The organism is Streptomyces adustus (assembly GCF_009377175.1).
In the GTDB taxonomy this organism is placed as follows: domain Bacteria; phylum Actinomycetota; class Actinomycetes; order Streptomycetales; family Streptomycetaceae; genus Streptomyces; species Streptomyces adustus.
On record NZ_VJZD01000106.1, the window covers coordinates 1 to 19,105 of the forward strand.

General features: G+C 73.1%; 15 protein-coding genes. 4 read left to right on the forward strand and 11 right to left on the reverse strand.

Annotated features, from left to right (window positions below):
* Positions 1-816, reverse strand: an 816-nt coding sequence (locus FNH09_RS24405) for a TerD family protein (RefSeq protein ID WP_162469024.1), incomplete at its 3' end; no start/stop codon positions are given.
* A gap of 138 nt (positions 817-954) precedes the next feature.
* A complete protein-coding gene (locus FNH09_RS24410) occupies positions 955-1,551 on the reverse strand; it encodes a SprT-like domain-containing protein (protein ID WP_162469025.1) in 597 nt (198 codons plus the stop codon).
* A 259-nt stretch (positions 1,552-1,810) separates the two neighbouring features.
* Here FNH09_RS24410 and FNH09_RS24415 point away from each other — a divergent pair, with 259 nt between their 5' ends.
* Complete coding sequence (locus FNH09_RS24415) at positions 1,811-3,061, forward strand: TOMM precursor leader peptide-binding protein (RefSeq protein WP_152891513.1); 1,251 nt, start codon at positions 1,811-1,813, stop codon at positions 3,059-3,061.
* Positions 3,054-4,415 (forward strand): ABC1 kinase family protein, encoded by a 1,362-nt coding sequence (locus tag FNH09_RS24420; protein WP_152891515.1) that lies wholly within the window; start codon positions 3,054-3,056, stop codon positions 4,413-4,415. Before FNH09_RS24415 ends, FNH09_RS24420 begins: the two co-directional genes overlap by 8 nt.
* 24 nt (positions 4,416-4,439) lie before the next feature.
* Here FNH09_RS24420 and FNH09_RS24425 read toward each other — a convergent pair whose 3' ends face one another.
* The 5 genes from FNH09_RS24425 to FNH09_RS24445 all read right to left on the reverse strand — a co-directional run bounded on the left by FNH09_RS24425 (position 4,440) and on the right by FNH09_RS24445 (position 8,345).
* Positions 4,440-4,649 (reverse strand): hypothetical protein, encoded by a 210-nt coding sequence (locus FNH09_RS24425; protein WP_152891517.1) that lies wholly within the window; start codon positions 4,647-4,649, stop codon positions 4,440-4,442.
* Positions 4,650-4,787: 138 nt separating this feature from the next.
* Positions 4,788-5,111, reverse strand: coding sequence for a hypothetical protein (locus FNH09_RS24430; protein ID WP_152891519.1), 324 nt, complete (start codon positions 5,109-5,111; stop codon positions 4,788-4,790).
* Positions 5,108-5,476 carry a WhiB family transcriptional regulator gene (locus tag FNH09_RS24435; protein WP_162469026.1) on the reverse strand — a complete coding sequence of 123 codons (369 nt, stop codon included), beginning with the start codon at positions 5,474-5,476 and terminating at the stop codon, positions 5,108-5,110. Before FNH09_RS24435 ends, FNH09_RS24430 begins: the two co-directional genes overlap by 4 nt.
* 179 nt (positions 5,477-5,655) lie before the next feature.
* Positions 5,656-5,979 carry a hypothetical protein gene (locus tag FNH09_RS24440; RefSeq protein WP_162469027.1) on the reverse strand — a complete coding sequence of 108 codons (324 nt, stop codon included), beginning with the start codon at positions 5,977-5,979 and terminating at the stop codon, positions 5,656-5,658.
* Positions 5,980-6,146: 167 nt separating this feature from the next.
* Positions 6,147-8,345: an ATP-dependent DNA helicase UvrD2 gene (locus FNH09_RS24445; protein WP_338017675.1), complete on the reverse strand. Its 2,199-nt coding sequence runs from the start codon at positions 8,343-8,345 to the stop codon at positions 6,147-6,149.
* 183 nt (positions 8,346-8,528) lie between these two features.
* On the opposite strand from FNH09_RS24445, the gene FNH09_RS24450 reads away from it, so the two are divergent.
* Complete coding sequence (locus FNH09_RS24450; RefSeq protein ID WP_152891521.1) at positions 8,529-8,786, forward strand: glutaredoxin family protein; 258 nt, start codon at positions 8,529-8,531, stop codon at positions 8,784-8,786.
* 129 nt (positions 8,787-8,915) lie between these two features.
* On the forward strand, positions 8,916-9,110 hold the full coding sequence (locus tag FNH09_RS24455; protein WP_152891523.1) for a hypothetical protein: 195 nt from the start codon (positions 8,916-8,918) through the stop codon (positions 9,108-9,110).
* A gap of 30 nt (positions 9,111-9,140) precedes the next feature.
* Here FNH09_RS24455 and nudC read toward each other — a convergent pair whose 3' ends face one another.
* From nudC to FNH09_RS24475, 4 genes are all read right to left on the reverse strand, one after another.
* A complete protein-coding gene (gene nudC, locus FNH09_RS24460) occupies positions 9,141-10,085 on the reverse strand; it encodes an NAD(+) diphosphatase (protein ID WP_162469029.1) in 945 nt (314 codons plus the stop codon).
* A gap of 156 nt (positions 10,086-10,241) precedes the next feature.
* A complete protein-coding gene (locus FNH09_RS24465; protein ID WP_152891525.1) occupies positions 10,242-11,645 on the reverse strand; it encodes a dipeptidase in 1,404 nt (467 codons plus the stop codon).
* A 47-nt stretch (positions 11,646-11,692) separates the two neighbouring features.
* The gene (locus tag FNH09_RS24470; protein WP_162469030.1) at positions 11,693-15,307 is read right to left on the reverse strand and encodes a UvrD-helicase domain-containing protein; all 3,615 of its coding nucleotides are present in this window, start codon (positions 15,305-15,307) and stop codon (positions 11,693-11,695) included.
* 246 nt (positions 15,308-15,553) lie between these two features.
* Positions 15,554-19,042 (reverse strand): UvrD-helicase domain-containing protein, encoded by a 3,489-nt coding sequence (locus tag FNH09_RS24475; RefSeq protein WP_162469031.1) that lies wholly within the window; start codon positions 19,040-19,042, stop codon positions 15,554-15,556.
* Positions 19,043-19,105: the final 63 nt, after the last annotated feature.

The window sequence follows — 19,105 nt, forward strand, 5'->3', positions numbered from 1 at the left end:
CGGGCCGTAGGGGGCCGGCGCGGGCGACGGGGGCGGTACGGTGCCGCCGCCGGGCGGGGCCAGGGGCGCGATGAGTGTCGGCGCGCCGTGCACCGAGGGTGCGGGGGCCGGGTGCGGCGGAGTGGCGCCGGGCGGTGGCGGGAAGCCCTGCGCGACGGTCCCCGGGTGCTGCGGTGCCGGAGCGGGGGCCGCGGGAGCCGCAGGCGCGCCGAACGCGGGCGGGGCGAAGCCCGGAGCAGCACCGGTCTGCGGCTGCTGGGGCTGCTGCGGGGCCGCGGGCGCCTCCTCCTCCAGGACCTCACCGCCGAAGTTCTTCAGCAGCGCCTCCAGGCCGCCGTCGAAGCCCTGTCCCACGGCCGCGAAGCGCCACACGTCCTTCAGATAGAAGTCGCCCAGCATCACCGCGCGCTCGGTGGAGAACTCGGAGCCGGTGAAGGAGTACCGGGCCACTTCCTCGCCGCCGGCGACGATCCGGATGTAGCCGGGGCCGACCTGCGACATCTGCCCGGCGCCGTCGAGGGTGGCCGTGAAGGACAGCTTCTGGATCTGCGCCGGGATCCGGTCGAGCGTGACCCGGAAGGACTCCGTGTCGCCCGCCTGCGTGCCCAGGAGCTGGATGGCCTCCTCGGGGGATTTCGGCTGGTTGAAGAAGATGAAGTACCGGTCGTCCGAGAGCCGTTCGTCCGCGTCGAGGCCGAAGCAGCTGATGTCGAAGCCCAGTCCCGGGCCGGTGATCTGCACGCCTACGTACAGATCCGTGCCTGCCGTGAGGTCACTGATCTTGGCCTTGTGGCCGCGTTGGAATTCCCTGGCCATGCGTAACGACCGTCCCCCATCCCGAATGCGAGTGCGTCGCGCCAGGCTAACGGCAAACTCCGACAACGCAGGCAGTCGGTACCGTCCCGGTACACAACCAGTGCTCAGCCCCGACGGACGCGCCGTCGCGGCGCGTCGTCACTCACTGCGCGCACCGGGCAAATGGGGCAGCCGGTCGGCGGCGACCACTCCCTCCAGATAGCCCCGCGCCCGTTCGGTACGCGGGTACGCCTCCAGCAGCCGCCAGAAGCGCGGCCCGTGACCGGGCACGAGCAGATGCGCCAGTTCGTGCAGGAGCACGTAGTCGATGACGTACTCGGGCATGCCCTGGAGCCGGTGCGACAGCCGGATGCTGCCCTCCGCCGGGGTGCACGAGCCCCAGCGCGTGTTCTGGTTGGTGACCCAGCGCACCGAGGCGGGCCGGGCGCGCCCGCCGTAGTACTGCTCCGACAGCCGCTCGGCGCGCTCGGCCAGTTCGGCGTCGCCGAGCACCCGCTTGCTCTCCTGGGCCGCGAGCTTGTCGAGCATGACGGTCACCCAGCGCTGTTCCTCCGCCGCGGACATCCGGGCGGGGATGAGCACGACGGTGCGATCGCCCTCGCGGTAGGCGGAGACCGTCCTGCGGCGACGGGAGCTCCTGCGCACCTCGATCGCGCTCGCCACCGAGCCGCTCGGCGGCTGGCTCGTCGTGCTGCGCTGTGGAGTTCCGGCACTGTGCAGTGGGTCGGCGGGCACGCCCCGACGTTACCCGCTGCACATGGGGGAAGTCCCGACTCCGGGACGGTTCGGTTTCCGATCTCCCGCCCTGTGTCCGATTCGTACGACGAACATCCCCTGCCTGTGGACAACTTTCGGCAGCGTCCGGCCGGGCCGGGCATCCTGGCATTCGCTGGCGGAGCATGGACCGGGCTCCACCGGCGAAGAGGGACGATCCCTTACGTTCTGTGACTTCCCTCGCGTTCCTGCGACTTCATCTCGGCTACGGGGGCCTGTCATGCATCCGATGGTGAAACCCGCGCTGCGGCGCGGCTGGCGCGACCTCAACACCGTGCAGTTCGGGATGACTCCCGCGCACGCGCTGACGCTCGGTCCCGTGGACACGGCGACCGGCAGCTTCCTCGATCTGCTCAACGGCACCCGCGGCCTCGCGCTGCTGCGCGAGGAGGGCCGCCGTATGGACCTGCCCGACGGGCATGTCGACACGCTGGTCACCCGGCTGGCGCGGGCCGGACTCCTCGACGACGCGAGAGGCGGCGGGCCGCCCGCCGACGCCTTGCGGGGCAGGAAGGAGGCCCTGGCCCGACTGGGCCCCGATCTGGCCTCGCTGTCCCTGACGACCTCCGGGCCCGGCGAGGCCATGGGCCGGCTGGCGGCCCGTCGTCGTCTGCGGGTCCAGGTCAGGGGCGCAGGGCGGGTCGGCGCCCTGCTGGCGGCGCTGCTGTCGGGCGCGGGTGTCGGCGAGGTCGACGTGCGCGACGACGGCCGCGTCGAGCCGGGTGACGTGGCGCCGGGCGGACTGCCCGCCGAGGCCGTCGGGGAGCGCCGGGACACGGCGGCCCGTCGCGCCGCTCGCCGGGCGGCCGCGGAGCGTCCGCCCCGCCGTGCCGTCGGCGCACGTGGGGTCGCGAAGCCGGCCGGGACCGCGGGCCCGGCCGGGGCTGCGGGCGAGCCGGGGTTCTCCCTGGTCCTCCTCACGCCACGGGACGACGTGGCCGTCCACGCCCCCGCCCCGTCCGTCGCCGCACCCCTCGTCGCCTCCGGCACACCCCATCTCCATGCCGGAGTCGTGGAGGCCACGGGTGTCGTGGGCCCCTTGGTCCTGCCCGGCGAGACGGGCTGCGCCGGCTGTCTGCACGAGGGGCGCCGGGAACGGGATCCGGTCTGGCCCCGCCTGGTGGCCCAGTGGCAGTCCGGGAAGTCGCGCCATGTGCGTGCCTGCGACCTGACGCTGGCCACGACCGTGGCCGGACTGGCGGCGGCGCATGCGCTCGCGTTCCTGGACGGCGGGCTCCCCTCCACCGCGGGGGCCCGCTGGGAGACTTCGCTGCCCACGCTCCAGTGGCACGCGCGGCCGGTCCGGGCGCATTCCGCCTGTCCGTGCGGGGCCGCGGAGAAAGGTAAGGCAGAACACACCTCCATGGAAGGGGAGTCGCACGAGACAATGGCCGGGCTACGGTCGCCGACGGAGCCATGCCGTACCGCAGGCACACCGCGACCGGCTGGGACTTGGAGGGCGCATGTCTGATCTTCCCCGCAAGGCGGTCACCCGGACCGCCAAGCTCGCCGCGCTCCCGCTCGGCTTCGCCGGGAGAGCGACGTGGGGACTCGGGAAAAGGATCGTGGGCGAGTCCGCCGAGCTCGTCGGCCGCGAGCTGCAACAGCGCACGGCGGACCAGCTGTTCAAGGTGCTCGGCGAGTTGAAGGGAGGCGCGATGAAGTTCGGGCAGGCCCTGTCCGTCTTCGAGTCGGCGCTGCCCGAGGAGGTCGCCGGACCCTACCGGGCCGCGCTGACCAAGCTTCAGGAAGCGGCGCCGCCGATGCCCACACGGACCGTGCACACCGTGCTGCGGGAGCGGCTCGGCGAGGACTGGCCCGACCTGTTCACGGAGTTCGAGGACAAGCCGGCCGCGGCGGCCTCGATCGGCCAGGTGCACCGGGCGGTGTGGCACGACGGCCGCGAGGTCGCGGTCAAGGTGCAGTACCCCGGCGCGGGCGAGGCCCTGCTCTCCGACCTGAACCAACTCAGCCGTTTCGCCCGCCTGTTGGGTCCGCTCATTCCGGGGATGGACATCAAGCCCCTGATCGCCGAGCTCCGGGACCGGGTCTCCGAGGAGCTCGACTACGGGCTGGAGGCGCAGGCCCAGCGGCTGCACGCGCAGGAGTTCGCGAACGACCCGGACGTGGTGGTGCCGGCCGTGGTCCACCAGAGCGACCAGGTCCTGGTCTCCGAGTGGATCGACGGCATCCCGCTGTCCGAGGTGATCGCCGACGGCACCCGGGCCCAGCGCGATCGCGCCGGGCAGCTGCTGGCCCGCTTCCTCTTCTCCGGCCCGGCCCGCACCGGGCTGCTGCACGCCGACCCGCACCCGGGGAACTTCCGTCTGCTGCCCGGCGACTCCGACAACGAGTGGCGTCTGGGCGTCCTGGACTTCGGCACGGTCGACCGGCTCCCGGGTGGACTGCCGACACCCATCGGCCACTCGCTCCGGATGACCCTCGACGGCCGGGCCGACGCCGTGTACGAACTCCTTTGCGCGGAAGGGTTCGTCAAGGACTCCATCGAGCTGGACCCCGACGCGGTCCTCGACTATCTCCTGCCCATCATCGAACCGGCCCGGATCGAGGCGTTCACCTTCACCCGCGGTTGGATGCGCGGCCAGGCGGCCCGCGTCGCCGACCCCCGCTCCCCCGCCTACCAGCTCGGCAAGCGGCTCAACCTGCCCCCGTCCTACCTGCTGATACACCGGGTGACCCTGAGCACCATCGGTGTCCTGTGCCAGCTGGGCTCGACCGTGCGTCTGCGCGGGGAACTGGAAGAGTGGCTCCCGGGATTCCTGCCGGATCTCAAGGAGGCCGAGGAGTCGGCCGCGGAGGCCTGAGCCCCCGGGGGGCGACTCGCTCCGTCACCACCAGGCCGAGTCCAGCCGCCCCTCGATCGCTCTGAGGTGGTCACGGGAGCAGGTGTCGCAGAAGTACCGTCGGCGGCCGTTCTCCACGGAGCAGGTCCAGGTGGGCCGGGGCCCCTCGGCCGATCTGCCGCAGCGGGCGCATTCGAGCAGGCGCGGCTCCGGCTCGGAGTCACGGTCGTCACTGCCTCCGGGAAGACTCGTCACCGTTCGACGATATCCCCGGGCCGGTGGATCACGGCTCACAACGCACCGCGGGGGCCGGTCCGTTCACACGGACCGACCCCCGCCCGAAGCCCGGCTCCCCGGGGGCCGGGGAGCCTGTTCCTCAGTTGTGGTCGGTGGTCACTGCATGACCGCCATGGCGAGCGCACGGCGGGCGCGCATCGAGGCGCGCTCGGCCCTGCGCTGCATCCGGCGGGCGGTCACCAGGCGCATGGCCCGGCGTTCCTGCTCCGCCTCGTGCAGCCGGTCGTGCATATGCGCACGAGCCAAGGCTTCTGGGATGAGTTGCATCTCTCGGGTCCTGTTCTGACGCGAGCCGGTCGCGCCGGTGGTGGTGAAGTCTGGAGTCGCGGAGCCGGTGGGCTCGCTGGCGGACGTCTTCATCGGGGCCTGCTTCTGGGGGTCGTTCGTGAGGGGACGGTCGATGGTTCCTGCGATGTTCATGCCGTGACCGGGTTCTTGCGCGGGCGACCACGCGGCCGCTTCCGGGCGACGACGACACCCTGGACGAACAGCTCGCCGCCCCAGACGCCCCAGGGCTCACGCCGCTCCTGGGCGCCGGCGAGGCAGGCCTCGATCAGCGGGCAGGTGCGGCACAGGGACTTGGCGTACTCCACGTCCGCCGGGGACTCGGCGAAGAAGACCTCCGGGTCGTAGGACCGGCAGGGGACCGGCACGCCGAGGCTCTCGATGGCGTCGTCGAGCGCGGTGAGCGCAGTGAGCGGGGTCAAGGTGGGGTCCTCCGTGAGGCCGGGCTTGGGGATCGCTTCGGAAGGCGGTACGGACGGGGCGTGCGCTTCGAGTTGCACGTCGGGTCTTCCTCGTCTGGTCGGTCCGGCTCTGTTGAACCGGTTGTCGGCGTGGTACCGGGTTCTTTTCTCTTGTCCCGAGGCCCCTTCGCTCCGTCGTCCCCGTTCGGGGACAAACAGAAGGGCCGCGGATCCCGGATGGGGTTCCGCGGCCCTGAAGGCGCCGGCCTGATCGACGATCAGGCTGGATCACTCCAGGGTTCTGGCCCACGGAAGGCCCACATCAGGTGGTGGTGCGTCGTCTGCTTCCGGATTCCGGCACCGGTCGCCGTAAAGGCATAGGCCTTGGCCTGTGCCACTACTGCTGCTTCCAGTGCCTCGATCGGTCGCTCACTGCGTTCGCGGACGGGAAGACCCGCGAGGGACAGTGAGGTGGCCGGACGCTCGACACGAATGCCGGACGCACCGGTGCCCAGGTTGGAGACGCCGAGCATGCATGCGGAGACGACCGAGGGATCGGTCATTTTCACGGTGCTGGTGGAGCTGGTGTTGATGCTGATCACTGGAATCGCCTCCTCTCGGCGTCTTGGGGGACCGGGCGCGAGCCCAGTCCGACGGATATGTAAGTACAGCACGGATTCGGGGCCTTCGAGAAGGCCTCCGTCCCCGTGCCTAAGAACCTATGGGGATTGCTGGGGCGGGCGCAAACTATTTTTTCGACGAGTTCGCATCAGTCCACGCCGGTGCCTCCACCGGGCTCCCGGCCTGCGCAGATGGCCAGGACGTCGGCTCCGTAGCGGTTGAGCTTGCGGGTCCCGACACCCGGGATCCGCGCGAGGTCGCCCGGTTCGTCGGGGGCGGCCTCTGCGATCGCCATCAGCGTCTTGTCCGTGAAGACGCAGAACGCCGGCTGTCCGCTGCTGCTCGCCTGCACCCCACGCCACTCGCGCAGCCGCTCGTAGAGACCCTCGTCCATGTCGGAGGGACAGTCCTCGCAGCGCATCAGTTTCATCTCGCCGGCGTCGGTCAGGGTGCGCCCGCAGACCCGGCAGCGGGCGGGGGTGCGCTGTGTCCGGCGCGGGACTGCGGTCTGCCCCCCGCCGGTGAAGCCGCGTTCGATGCCGCCGGTGCCGCCCTGCCCGGCGCGTCCGGCCGTGCTGCCCGAGCCGGGACGCAACCCGTCGAGGAATCGGCTGGGCCTGCGGCTGGCGCGTCCGCCCGGGGAGCGGGACAGCGACCAGGAGACGTGCAGGTGCTCGCGGGCGCGGGTGACGCCGACGTAGAGCAGGCGGCGCTCCTCCTCGATCTGCTCGTCGGTCCTGGCGTAGGTGATCGGCATCATGCCCTCGGCCACGCCGACCAGGAAGACGACGTCCCACTCCAGGCCCTTGGCCGAGTGCAGGGAGGCGAGGGTGACGCCCTGCACGGTGGGGGCGTGCTGGGCGGTCGCCCGTTCGTCGAGCTCGGCGACCAGGTCGCTGAGGGTGGCACCCGGCTTGGCGGCGGCGAAGTCCTGGGCGAGGTTCACCAGGGCGGCCAGCGACTCCCAGCGTTCCCTGACGGCGCCGGAGCCGGCCGGGGGCCGCGGGGTCCAGCCCTCGCCGGACAGCACGGCACGCACCTGGGACGGCAGGTCGACGACGTCGTCGAGGAGGGAGTCGTTGCCGCCGAAGCGGGCCGCGCCGCGCAGGGCGATGCCCGCCTTGCGGACCTCGGGACGGTCGAAGAACCGCTCGGCGCCGCGCAGCTGGTAGGGCACGCCGGCGTCGGCGAGGGCCTGTTCGTACGTCTCCGACTGGGAGTTGGTGCGGAAGAGGACGGCGATCTCGCCGGCCGGGACGCCGGCGCCGATGAGGTCGCGGATGCGGCGGGCGGCACCCTCGGCCTCGGCGGGCTCGTCGGAGTACTCGGTGTAGAGGGGCTCCGGTCCGGGGGCGCGTTGGGAGACCAGTTCGAGGCGGTGGTCGGCGGCGCGGCCGCGGGCCTGGGCGAGCAGGCCGTTGGCGAGGTGGACGACCTGGGGGGTGGAGCGGTAGTCGCGCACCAGTTTCACGACGGTGGCGCCGGGGTGGTGGGTGCGGAAGTCCAGCAGGTGGTCGGGGGTCGCTCCGGTGAAGGAGTAGATCGTCTGGCTGGCGTCGCCGACCACGCAGAGGTTGTCGCGGTCGCCGAGCCACAGCTCCAGCAGACGCTGCTGGAGGGGGCTGACGTCCTGGTACTCGTCCACGACGAAGTGCTGGTACTGGGCCCGGACCTGCTCGGCGATGTCGCGGCGGTCCTGGAGGACGGCGACGGTCAGCAGCAGGACGTCCTCGAAGTCGATGACGCCGCGGTCGCGCTTGAGATCCTCGTAGGCGGCATAGAGCTGGGCGATCTCGGCGGGGGCGCGGGGCACCTCGCGCCCGGCCCTGGCGGCGGCCGCCGCGTAGTCGGCGGGGACGGTCTGGGTGACCTTGGACCACTCGATCTCGGCGGTGGTGTCGCGCAGCTCGCCCCGGTCCAGCCGGATGCGGCAGGCGGCTGCCGCGTCGGCGACGAGCTGGACCTTGCGGTCGACCAGCCGGGGCATGGAGCCACCGATGGCTTTCGGCCAGAAGTACTGGAGCTGACGCAGGGCGGCGGAGTGGAAGGTGCGGGCCTGGACCCCGGCGGCACCGAGTTGGCGCAGTCGGCCGCGCATCTCTCCGGCGGCCCGGTTGGTGAAGGTGACGGCGAGCACGCTGGAGGGCTGGAGGATGCCCGCCCGGACGCCGTAGGCGATGCGGTGGGTGATGGCCCGGGTCTTGCCGGTGCCCGCGCCGGCCAGCACGCACACCGGTCCGTGCAGGGCGGTCGCGACCTCGCGCTGCTCGGGGTCGAGCCCGTCGAGCACCGCGTCGGCCGAGTCCGGTACCTGCGGGAAGAGTGTGGAGTGCGTTGCTGGTGTCACATGGCCATGCTGCCAGGTCGCCCGGGACGGGTGCGCCGGTTGTCCACAGGCGGGCCCTCGCAGTCGTACGAATGCGGCAGGTATCACGTCCCCGCCGCCCGCCGGGCGGGAATGGCGGCCTCATCACGTACGTTCACCCCCTGCGAGCACCCGTCCACCGAACGCCGAAGGAGCACAAGAGACATGCCGGGCACTGTGACGATGTACAGCACCACGTGGTGCGGCTACTGCACGCGGCTCAAGAGCCAGCTGGACCGCGAGGGCATCACGTACAACGAGATCAACATCGAGCACGACCCGGACTCCGCGGCATTCGTGGAGAAGGCGAATGGCGGAAACCAGACGGTCCCGACCGTCCTGGTGGTGCCCGCCACGGGTGGCACCGAGGTCGTCATGACGAACCCGAGCCTCGCCCAGGTCAAGCAGGCGCTCGGCGCCTGACCCGCGCACGACACGACCCCCGACGACCCTCGCGGCCGATCGGGGGTTCTGCGTATCCCGCGTGCCCCTCCCGGCTCCGGAAGCCCGCACGCCGCCCGATTGTCAGACCCTCCGTCTACCGTGCGCGGCATGGACATGAACGACCCGCAGGACGTGGGCGCCGCGTTCGGGGCGCAGATGCTCGGCTTCACGATCAGCGAGGAGCCGCCCCCGCCGGACAGCCCACTGGGCCGTGTGCGCGCCTTCGTCGCAGAGCACGGTCAGGACGCGCTCAGGACGGAACACATCGGGGACGCGATCGCGGGGCGCCCCCTGCTCCCCTGAGAGAGACGCCCCCTGCTCCCTGGAGCCGGCTCAGACGAAGCTGCGCGTCGGCAGTGGCTTGCCGTACCAGAGTTCGATCAGGCGGGCCGCGATCGAGATGCCGTACGGGGGCAGCACCTCGCCGGTCTCGAAGGCAGCGGTCAGTTCGTCGCGCGAGAACCAGCGGGCCTCGTGGATCTCGTCGCCGTCGACGTCGATCTCGGTGGACGTGGCGCGCGCCTGGAAGCCCAGCATGAGGCTGGACGGGAACGGCCAGGGCTGGCTGGCCACGTACTCGACCCGGCCGACGAGGATGCCGACCTCCTCGAGGACCTCGCGGCGCACGGACTGCTCGATGGACTCGCCGGGCTCGACGAACCCGGCCAGCGTCGAGAAGCGGCCCTCGGGCCAGTGGACCTGGCGTCCGAGCAGGATCCGGTCGTCCTCGTCGGTGACCGCCATGATCACGGCGGGGTCGGTGCGCGGGTAGTGCTCGGCACCGCACGCCTGGCAGCGGCGGATGTGGCCGGCCGCGGCGATGACCGTGCGCTCACCGCAGCGGGAGCAGAAACGGTGGGTGCGCTGCCAGTTCTCCAGGCCGACCGCGTGCACCATGAGGCCCGCGTCCCGGGGGGACAGCAGCAGACCGGCCTCGCGCAGCCCGGCGGGGCGGGCGGACTGGTCGATACGGCCGGGCAGGCCGTCCTTCTGGAGCGCGAAGTAGCTGACGCCGTCCTCGTCGGTGCCCAGGAAGTAGCGGTGCGCCTCGGTGAGCGGAGCCTCGAAGGAGGGCGTCATGACGATCTCGGTGCGCCCGTCGGACGTCTCGTCGATGAGGACCTGGCCGCCGGAGACCACGAAGCAGCGGGTCGTGGGGTGGCTCCACGCCGCCGCGAGCCAGGCTTCGTCGAGTCGGTGGTGGGCGGCCCGGTCGATGCCGCTGGGCGCGGCGAGCGAGATGGGTCGGTCGGCGGTGTGGTCGGTCCAGGTGGTCACAGGTGCTTCCATCTCCCCCGGTGGAACGGTTCGTTTCGGCGGGCGGTTCAGCGGAACGTGCGGCAGAAGGTGACCGGGTCCGGCGGGGCTTCCGGCTGCGTGGCGGTTTCTCCAGTGTGCCCCTCGCGCGGTCCCCTGCCGGAGAGCGCACGGCGGTCAGGGCGCATGGCGCCAGTTCTGCGCGAGGTCGCCCCACAGGTACGCGCTGGTCTCGACGCCCTTGAGGAGCAGATCGAGTTCGACCTTCTCGTTCGGGGCGTGCCAGCCGTCCGAGGGGACGGAGATGCCCAGGAAGAGCACGGGGGCGCCGAGCACTTCCTGAAGGTCGGCGGCCGGGCCCGAACCGCCCTCGCGGGTGAAGCGGACGGGCTGGTCGAAGGCACGGCTCATGGCGCGTACGACGGACTGGAGCGCCGGGTGGTCCAGCGGGGTCAGGCAGGGGCGGGTGGCCGCGCCGAACGTGATCTCGCAGCGGATCCCGGCGGGCACCTGCTCGGCGGCCCAGGCGCGGACGGCCTTCTCGATGTGGTCCGGGTCCTGGCCCGCGACCAGCCTGAACGACAGTTTCACCATGGCCGTGGACGGGACGATCGTCTTGCTGCCGGCGCCCTGGTAGCCGCCGCCGATGCCGTTGACCTCGGCGGTGGGGCGGGCCCAGATGCGCTCCAGGGTGGTGTGTCCCGCCTCGCCGTGCAGGGCGTGCGACCTGGCAGTGCGCAACCACCGCGACTCGTCGAAGGGCAGCTCGGCGAAGAGCTCCCGCTCGCGCTCGGTGAGTTCGACGATGCCGTCGTAGAACCCGGGCACCGCCACGTGCGCGTCCTCGTCGTGCAGGGCGGCGACCAGGCGGGCGACGGCGGTGGCCGGGTTGGGCACGGCGCCGCCGAAGGAGCCGGAGTGGATGTCCTGGTCGGGTCCGTACAGCCGGATCTCGCACTCGGCGAGGCCGCGCATACCGGTGCACACCGTGGGGGTGTCCTCGGCCCACATGCCCGTGTCGGAGACGATCACGGCATCGGCCGACAGCCGGTCCGCGCGCTCCTCGACGAGAGCGCGGAAGTTCGGGGAGCCGGACTCCTCCTCACCCTCGATCAGCAGCTTGAGGTGGACGGCGGGGGCGGTCCGGCCGGTGGCCGCGAGGTGGGCGCGGACACCGAGTGTGTGGAAGAACACCTGGCCCTTGTCGTCGGCCGCCCCGCGCGCGTAGAGGCGGTTGTCGCGTACGACGGGTTCGAAGGGTTCGCTGTCCCAGCCGTCCTCGCGGGCGGCGGGCTGCACGTCGTGATGGCCGTAGACCAGGACGGTGGGTGCCTCGGGGTCCTCGGCGGGCCACTCGGCGTAGACGGCCGGGGCGCCCGCGGTCTCCCAGACCTCGGCGGTCGGGAAGCCGGTCTCGCGGAGCTTCGCGGCGAGCCAGTCGGCGCTGCGGCGTACATCGGGCGCGTGGTCGGGCTGGGCCGACACGGACGGGATGCGCAGCCATTCGGTGAGCGCGTCGAGGAAGGCGGCGCGGTGCTGCTCGATGTACGTACGGACGGCGCTGTCCGGGGTCTGGCTCATGTTCACGAGCCTATAGGCACTCAGTGACATCCCGGCTGGGCGTTTCGTCACACGGACGGCTCTCCGGCCAGCAGGCGCTCCAGCGCGACCCGGTCGGGAAGCCGGTCGGGCCGTACCACCTCGCCGTCGCGGACGTACAGGAAGGCGGCCGTGACGGACTCCAGGGGCACGCCCTGCTGCTCGGCCCAGGCCAGCCGGTACAGGGCGAGCTGGAGCGGATCGGCGGTGCGGGTGCGGCTGGTCTTCCAGTCGACGATCTCGTACGTCGTCCCGTCGGCGCCGCGGTGCCGGTAGACGGCGTCGATACGGCCCCGGACGACGCGTCCGCCGAGCGCGAGCTGGAACGGGGTCTCGACCCGGTAGGGCGTGCGGTGGGCGTACTCGGTGCGCTCGAAGGCGTCCTTGAGCGTCTGGAGGTCGTGCTCGTCGGCGATGTCGTGCTCACCGCCGGGCAGTTCCTCGGGTTCCAGCAGGGGCAGCGTCAACTCTTCGAAGCGCGCTTCCACCCAGGCGTGGAAACGGGTGCCCCGGCGCGCGGCCGGTTGTGGGGGGCGCGGCATGGGGCGCGCGAGTTCCTGGGCGAACCCATCCGGGTCGGCGGCCAGGCGCAGGATCTGGGACGCGGTGAGCGTCATGGGCAGGGGGACGTCCCTGACGCTCTGCCGGGCGCGCAGCAGCTCGTCGGTGAGGGCGTCGAGGTCACGGTCCCAGGAGGCGACGGCACGGGCTTCCTCCGGGGTGAGGGGGCCGCGCTCGGGGAACCCGCCGTGCCCGGGGACCGCTCGGTGCCCGGGGTCGGCACGGTGCCCGGGGTCGGCACGGTGCCCGGCCTGTTCGGGTTCCGGGGCGGTCGCCTGGTGCGGGACCGTCGGGCGGTCCGCGGGCGTGGGGCGGTCGGTGGCCAGTGACTCCCAGTCCGGGGTGTCCTCGTCGAAGGGGTCGCCGTCCTCGTCGAGGGATGCGCGGTCCTCGTGGAGGGGTGCGTGGTCGTCGTAGGGAGGTTCCCCGGAGAAGGGTGGTTCGTCGAACGGGTCGATCCGGTCGAAGTCGCCGGCGCGGTCCGGGTGAGGGGGCTCGTCGGACTCCGGCGGGGCGGGCCAGTCCGGGTCGTCGGCGGTGTCGGGGGCGAACGCGGCCGCGGAGTGGCCGTCCCCGTGGGCGGCGAGGGTCTCCAGCCGGGCGAGGACCGTCTCGGCGGCCGCACGGCGCCGGGCGAGGGCGTCCTCGTCGAGGGGAAGGGGCCACACCTGGTCGGCGGTCGCCCGGTGCAGGGCCGGGTTCTCCTCGTCCTCCTCGGGCTCGTCCGCCCAGGCCTCGATCTCGCCGTGCCCGGCCACGCAGTGGTCGTACAGGGCCTGGAGGAAGTCGGACGGGCCGCGTGGCTTCTTCTGGGTGGGGCCCCACCAGTGGCCGGAGCCGAGCAGCAGGGAGCGGGGGCGGGTGAAGGTGACGTACCCGAGGCGGAGTTCCTCGGTGTGCTGGTGCTCCTTCATGGCCTCGTGGAAGGCCTTCATCCCGCGGGAGTCCCAGGAGTCGATGTCGGGCAGGGTGTCGGCGTCGCCGCGCAGCTCGTGCGGCAGCACCTTCCCCTGGGCGGTCCACTTCTCCCGGCCCCGGTCGCTGGGGAAGGCCCCCGTGACCAGGCCTGGGACAGCGACGACATCCCACTCCAGGCCCTTGGAGCGGTGCGCGGTGAGCACCTTGACGGTGTTCTCCCCGCCTGGGAGGGCGTTGTCGAGGCCCTTCTCGTACTGGGCGGCGGTGCGCAGGAAGCCGAGGAAGGCCAGCAGGGAGGCCTCGCCGTCCCCCGCGGCGAAGGCGGCGGCGACGTCGAGGAAGTTCGACAGGGTCTCGCGGCGGCGGGCGGCCAGGGCGTGCGGGGACGCCGACAGCTCCACCTCCAGGCCGGTGACGGCGAGGACGCGGTGCAGCACGTCCATGAGCGGGTCGGACAGGGAGCGGCGCAGGTCGCGCAGCTCGCCGGCGAGCCGGGCGAACCGTACGCGCGCGTCGGGCGAGAAGGGCAGCCCGTCGTCGTCCCCGGCGCCGTTCAGCGGTGTCTCCAGGAACGTGTCGAGGGCGTCCGCCAGCGAGGTCACCTCGGCGGGGTCGACCCCCTCGACGGCCTCGGCGAGCCTGCGGTCGGGGTCGTCGTCGGCGCCCACGCGCGCGTGGGAGACGAGGAGCCGGGCCCGCCGGCCGAGGAGAGCGAGGTCGCGCGGGCCGATGCGCCAGCGCGGACCGGTCAGCAGCCGCACCAGCGACGCGTTGGCGCCCGGATCCTGGAGGACCTCGCAGACGGCGACGAGGTCGGCGACCTCGGGCAGGTGCAGCAGGCCGGACAGGCCGACCACCTCGACGGGTACGTCCCGAGCGACGAGGGCGCCCTGGATCTGGGCGAAGTCGCCGGCCGTACGGCACAGGACGGCGATCTCACCGGGGGCCGTCCCGGTCCGCACGAGGTGGGCCAGGGAGTCGGCGAGCCAGTCGATCTCCTCGGCGTGGGTATCCAGCAGGGCGCAGCGGACCACGCCGTCGCGTTCGGCGCCGGGGGCCGGGCGCAGGGCCTCCACGCCCGCGTGCATGGCGCGCAGCGGCTCGGCGAGGCCGTTGGCGAGGTCCAGGAGACGGCCGCCGCTGCGGCGGTTCTCGCTGAGGGCCCGGCGGGTGGCGGGGCGTCCGTCGGCGTGGGGGAAGTGCTCGGGGAAGTCGTCGAGGTTGGCGACGGAGGCGCCGCGCCACCCGTAGATCGCCTGGCAGGGGTCGCCGACCGCGGTCACCGGATGGCCGGTGCCGCCGCCGAACAGACCGGAGAGCAGGATGCGCTGGGCCACCGACGTGTCCTGGTACTCGTCGAGGAGCACCACGCGGAACTCGTCGCGCAGCACGCGGCCCACCTCGGGAAGCCGGGCGAGCCGGGCCGCGTGGGCGATCTGGTCGCCGAAGTCGAGCACGTCGCGCTCGCGCTTGGCGGCCCGGTAGCGCTGCACGAGACCGGCCAGCTCACGGCGGGCGGCGGCCGTCTCGGGGACCTTGCGCAGCTCCACGTTGGTGAGCTTGGCGCTCTCCAGGGCACGCAGCAGTGCGGTGTCCCACGCGCGCAGGTCCTCGGGGCTCACGAGGTGTTCGGCGAGCTCGCCGTCGAGGGTGAGGAGGTCGCCGACCAGGTCCGGGAAGGAGCGGGTGAGCGCGGGGTAGGTGCCCGGGGCCTCGCGCAGCACGCGGGCGGCGAGCTGGTAGCGGGTGGCGTCGGCGAGGAGGCGGGTGGTCGGTTCGAGTCCGATGCGCAGGCCGTGGTCGGTCAGCAGACGGCCGGCGAAGGAGTGGTACGTGGAGATCACGGGCTCGCCCGGGGGGTGGTCCGGGTCGATGACGTCGGGATCCGTGACGCCCGCCTTGACCAGTGCCTTGCGGACGCGCTCGGCGAGCTCGCCGGCGGCCTTGTTGGTGAAGGTCAGCCCGAGGACCTGCTCGGGGGCGACCTGGCCGGTGCCGACCAGCCACACCACGCGTGCGGCCATCACCGTCGTCTTGCCCGACCCGGCTCCGGCCACGACGACCTGCGGGGCGGGCGGTGCGGTGATGCAGGCCGTCTGCTCCGGGGTGAACGGGATGCCGAGGAGCTCTTTGAGCTGCTCGGGGTCGGTGATACGGGCGGGCACGTCAAAGAGGCTAGCCGTGGGCACCGACAGCGGAGGCCCGATCGCCGCTCGGACGAGCATGAAGCGCAGGTCAGCACGGGTGGTGCGGTGCGTCACAGGGGCTGCGTCACAGGGCGGCCGCGCGGTGCGGCGCGCCTGCTGCGGTGCGGTGCGTCACAGCGGCCGTGCCGCGCGGGGGCTCGGGGGGCCGAGGCCTGGTGGTCGGATGCCCCGGTGGCCCCGGTGGCCCCGGTGGGCGGGCGCGGGTCACTCGACCACGTGCCGCCCCTCGGGACGCGCGCTGCACGAGGCCTGGAAGGAACAGTGCGTGCAGTGCTGGCCCGCGGTGGGGGTGAACCGTTCGTCGAGGACCTTGCCGGCGGCCGTGGCCAGCAGGTCGCCGACCCACTCCCCCTCCGGCCCCGCCAGGGATTCCTGCGCCTGCACCTTGGGCAGGGTCTCGCCGCCGTCCCGCTTCGCGGCGCCCTGGCGCAGCTGTACGAGTTCGGCGCCGCCCGGCTCGGGACGGGCACCGGCGAAGGCGTCGTCCACCGCGCCCTCGCGGACGGCGAGCTGGTAGACGGCGAGCTGGGGGTGGCGGGCCACCTCGGCCGCGCTGGGCGTCTGCTTGCCGGTCTTGAAGTCGACGACGTAGGCACGGCCGTCCGCGTCGCTCTCGACACGGTCCATCTGGCCGCGGATGCGCACTTCGTAGTCACCCGCCCCGAGGGTGACGTCGAAGTCGTGCTCGCTCGCCACCGGCGTACGCCCGGCGCGGTCCATGACGTGCCACTTCAGGAAGCGTTCGAGCGCCACGCGCGCGTTCTCCTTCTCCTGCGCCGACTTCCAGGGCGCGTCGAAGGCGAGCGCGTTCCACACCGAGTCGAGGCGCTCCATGAGGACGTCGAGGTCGGCCGGGGTGTGCCCGGAGGCGACCTCGTCGGCGAGGACGTGCACGACGTTGCCGAAGCCCTGCGCGGCACTCGCGGGCGTGTCGGCCTTCACCTCGCGGCCCAGGAACCACTGGAGGGCGCAGGTGTTGGCGAGCTGGTCGAGGGCGCTGCCGGACAGCACGACGGGGTGGTCGCGGTTGCGCAGCGGCACCTTGCTCTCGGTCGGCTCGAACATGCCCCACCAGCGGTAGGGGTGCGCGGACGGCACCAGCGGCCGGCCGTCGTCGTCGGCGAGGGCGGCGAGCCGGGCCAGTCGGCGGGCGGCGGCCTCCCTGAGCGCCTCGGAGACGCGCGGGTCCACGGTCGTGGCGCGCAGTTCGGCGACGAGCGCGGCGACGGACAGCGGGCGGCGGGGGCGGCCGGTGACGTCCCGGGGCTCCACCCCGAGCTCGGTGAGGAAACGGGAGGGCTGGTCGCCGTCGTCGGCGGGGGCCTTCACCGCGGTGATCACGAGGCGTTCCCTCGCGCGCGTGGCCGCCACGTAGAACAGCCGTCGCTCCTCGGCGAGGAGCGCGCCGGGGGTGAGCGGTTCGGCGAGTCCGTCGCGTCCGATGCGGTCGGCCTCCAGCAGGGAGCCGCGGCGGCGCAGGTCCGGCCACAGTCCCTCCTGGACGCCGGCCACGACGACCAGGCGCCATTGCAGGCCCTTCGAGCGGTGCGCGGTCATCAGCCGGACGGCGTCGGGGCGTACGGCACGGCGGGTGAGCGTGTCGGCGGCGATGTCCTCGGCCTCGATCTCCTCCAGGAAGTTCAGCGCGCCCCGGCCCCCGGTGCGCTGCTCCGCGCGCGCGGCGGTGGCGAACAGCGCGCACACGGCGTCCAGGTCACGGTCGGCGTTCCGGCCGGCCGCGCCGCCGCGTCGCGCGGACCGTTCCAGACGGCCGGGCCACGGTGTGCCCTCCCACAGGTCCCACAGCGCCTCTTCGGCGCTTCCGCCGCCCGCGAGCCGTTCGCGGGCCTTCCTCAGGAGCGCACCGAGTCGCTGTGCGCCGCGGGCGTACGCCGGGTCGTGCGCGACCAGACGTTCGGGCTCGGCGAGCGCCCGCGCGAGCAGTTCGTCGGAGGGCGGCGGCACGGGGTTGCCGGCCGCCCGCTCCTCCTCGCGCAGGGCCCGGCCGAGGCGGCGCAGATCGGCCGCGTCCATGCCGGCGAGCGGGGAGGTGAGCAGGGTCAGCGCGGTCTCGGTACCCAGCCAGCAGACATCCGCACCCGACTCCGGCCCTGACTCCGTCTCCGTCGCCGATGACGACCTCGACTCCTCGCCCTGGCCCGACGCCGGCTCCGACTCCCCGCCCTGCTCCTGCTCCTGCTCCTGCTCCTGCTCCTGCTCCTGCTCCTGCTCCTGCTCCTGCTCCTGCTCCCGGGGATCGTCCGTGTGATCGTCCGTGTGTGCGTCGCCGCCGCGTCCCGTGGCCTCCGCCTCGGCCACCGCCCGCAGCGCCGTCAGCAGCGGAGCCACCGCCGGCTCGTGCCGCAGCGGAAGGTCGTCGCCGTCGATGTCGAGCGGGACGCCCGCGGCCGTGAGGGCGCGGCGGACGGACGGTATGACGCGCGCGCCGGCGCGCACCAGCACCGCCATCTCGCCCCACGGCACGCCGTCCTCCAGGTGCGCTCTGCGCAGGATGTCGGCGATGTTGTCCAGCTCGGTGCCGGCCGTCGGATACGTGTAGACCTCGACCCGCCCGCCCTCGTGGACCGGGGTGAGCTCGCGGTGGGCACGTACCTTCTCCGCCGGAAGGCGGGTCAGCGACATCCGGCGGGTCAGCAGCCGGGTGGCGGCCAGCAGTGCGGCACCGGAGCGGCGGGAGGTGCGCAGGACTTCGACCGGGGCGGTCCGGCCGTCGGCCTGCGGGAAGGTCCGGGGGAAGTCGAGGATGCCGCTCAGGTCCGCGCCCCGGAAGGCGTAGATCGACTGGTCGGGGTCGCCGAACGCGACCAGGGTGCGGCCGCCGCCGGCGAGGGCGTGCAGCAGTCGGACCTGGGCCGGATCGGTGTCCTGGTACTCGTCCACGAAGACCGCGTCGTACTGCGCGGCGAGCCGCCCGGCGACCTCGGGACGGCGGGCGAGGAGCACCGCGCGGTGGACCAGCTCCGCGTAGTCGAGCACGCCCTGGAGGTCGAGGACGTCGAGGTACTCGGCGAGGAAGACGGCCGCCGCCCGCCAGTCGGGGCGGCCGATACGGCGGGCGAAGGAATCCAGGGCCCCGGGCCCCAGGCCGAGCTCACGGCTGCGGGCGAGGACCGCACGGACCTCGTCGGCGAAACCGCGGGTGGTCAGACAGGCACGCAGTTCGTCCGGCCAGCGCACATGGGCGAGGCCGAGCCGCTCCAGGTCGACCTGGCCGGCCAGCAGCCCGCGGACGGCGACGTCCTGCTCCGGGCCGGACAGCAGGCGCAGCGGCTCCACGAAGAGCTCGCTGTCCTGGTGGGCGCGGATCAGCGCGTAGCAGAAGGAGTGGAAGGTGGTCGCCTGCGGCGCGCGGGCGGCGCCGACCCGCTGTGCCATGCGGTCCCGCAGATCGACGGCGGCCTTGCGGCTGAAGGTGAGCACCAGGATGCGCGCGGGGTCGTCGCCCCGGGCGACCCGGGCCGCCACGGACTCGACGAGGGTGGTGGTCTTGCCGGTGCCCGGACCGGCGAGGACGAGCAGTGGTCCGCTCGTGTGGTCAACCACGGCGCGCTGGGCAGCGTCCAGTCGAGGGGGCTGCGGCCGCGTCGGCGGGGTACGGACCAGTCGGTAAGCGCCACGGCTCCCCTGCCGCACGGGGTGCGGCAGGTGTTCGGTGGAGAAAGAGGAGCTCACGTGGTTCGCCGGTCCTGGTGGGTGTGCTGGGGGCTGTCGCGGTCGGCGCGGGACGCCGTCGCG

What these genes read in the sequence shown, in the direction of transcription:
- FNH09_RS24415 (WP_152891513.1), top strand. Translation starts at nt 1,811, where the DNA reads ATGCATCCGATGGTGAAACCCGCGCTGCGGCGCGGCTGGCGCGACCTC.
- FNH09_RS24420 (WP_152891515.1), top strand. Translation starts at nt 3,054, where the DNA reads ATGTCTGATCTTCCCCGCAAGGCGGTCACCCGGACCGCCAAGCTCGCC.
- FNH09_RS24430 (WP_152891519.1), bottom strand. Translation starts at nt 5,111, where the DNA reads ATGAACATCGCAGGAACCATCGACCGTCCCCTCACGAACGACCCCCAG.
- FNH09_RS24450 (WP_152891521.1), top strand. Translation starts at nt 8,529, where the DNA reads ATGCCGGGCACTGTGACGATGTACAGCACCACGTGGTGCGGCTACTGC.
- FNH09_RS24455 (WP_152891523.1), top strand. Translation starts at nt 8,916, where the DNA reads ATGGACATGAACGACCCGCAGGACGTGGGCGCCGCGTTCGGGGCGCAG.
- FNH09_RS24465 (WP_152891525.1), bottom strand. Translation starts at nt 11,645, where the DNA reads ATGAGCCAGACCCCGGACAGCGCCGTCCGTACGTACATCGAGCAGCAC.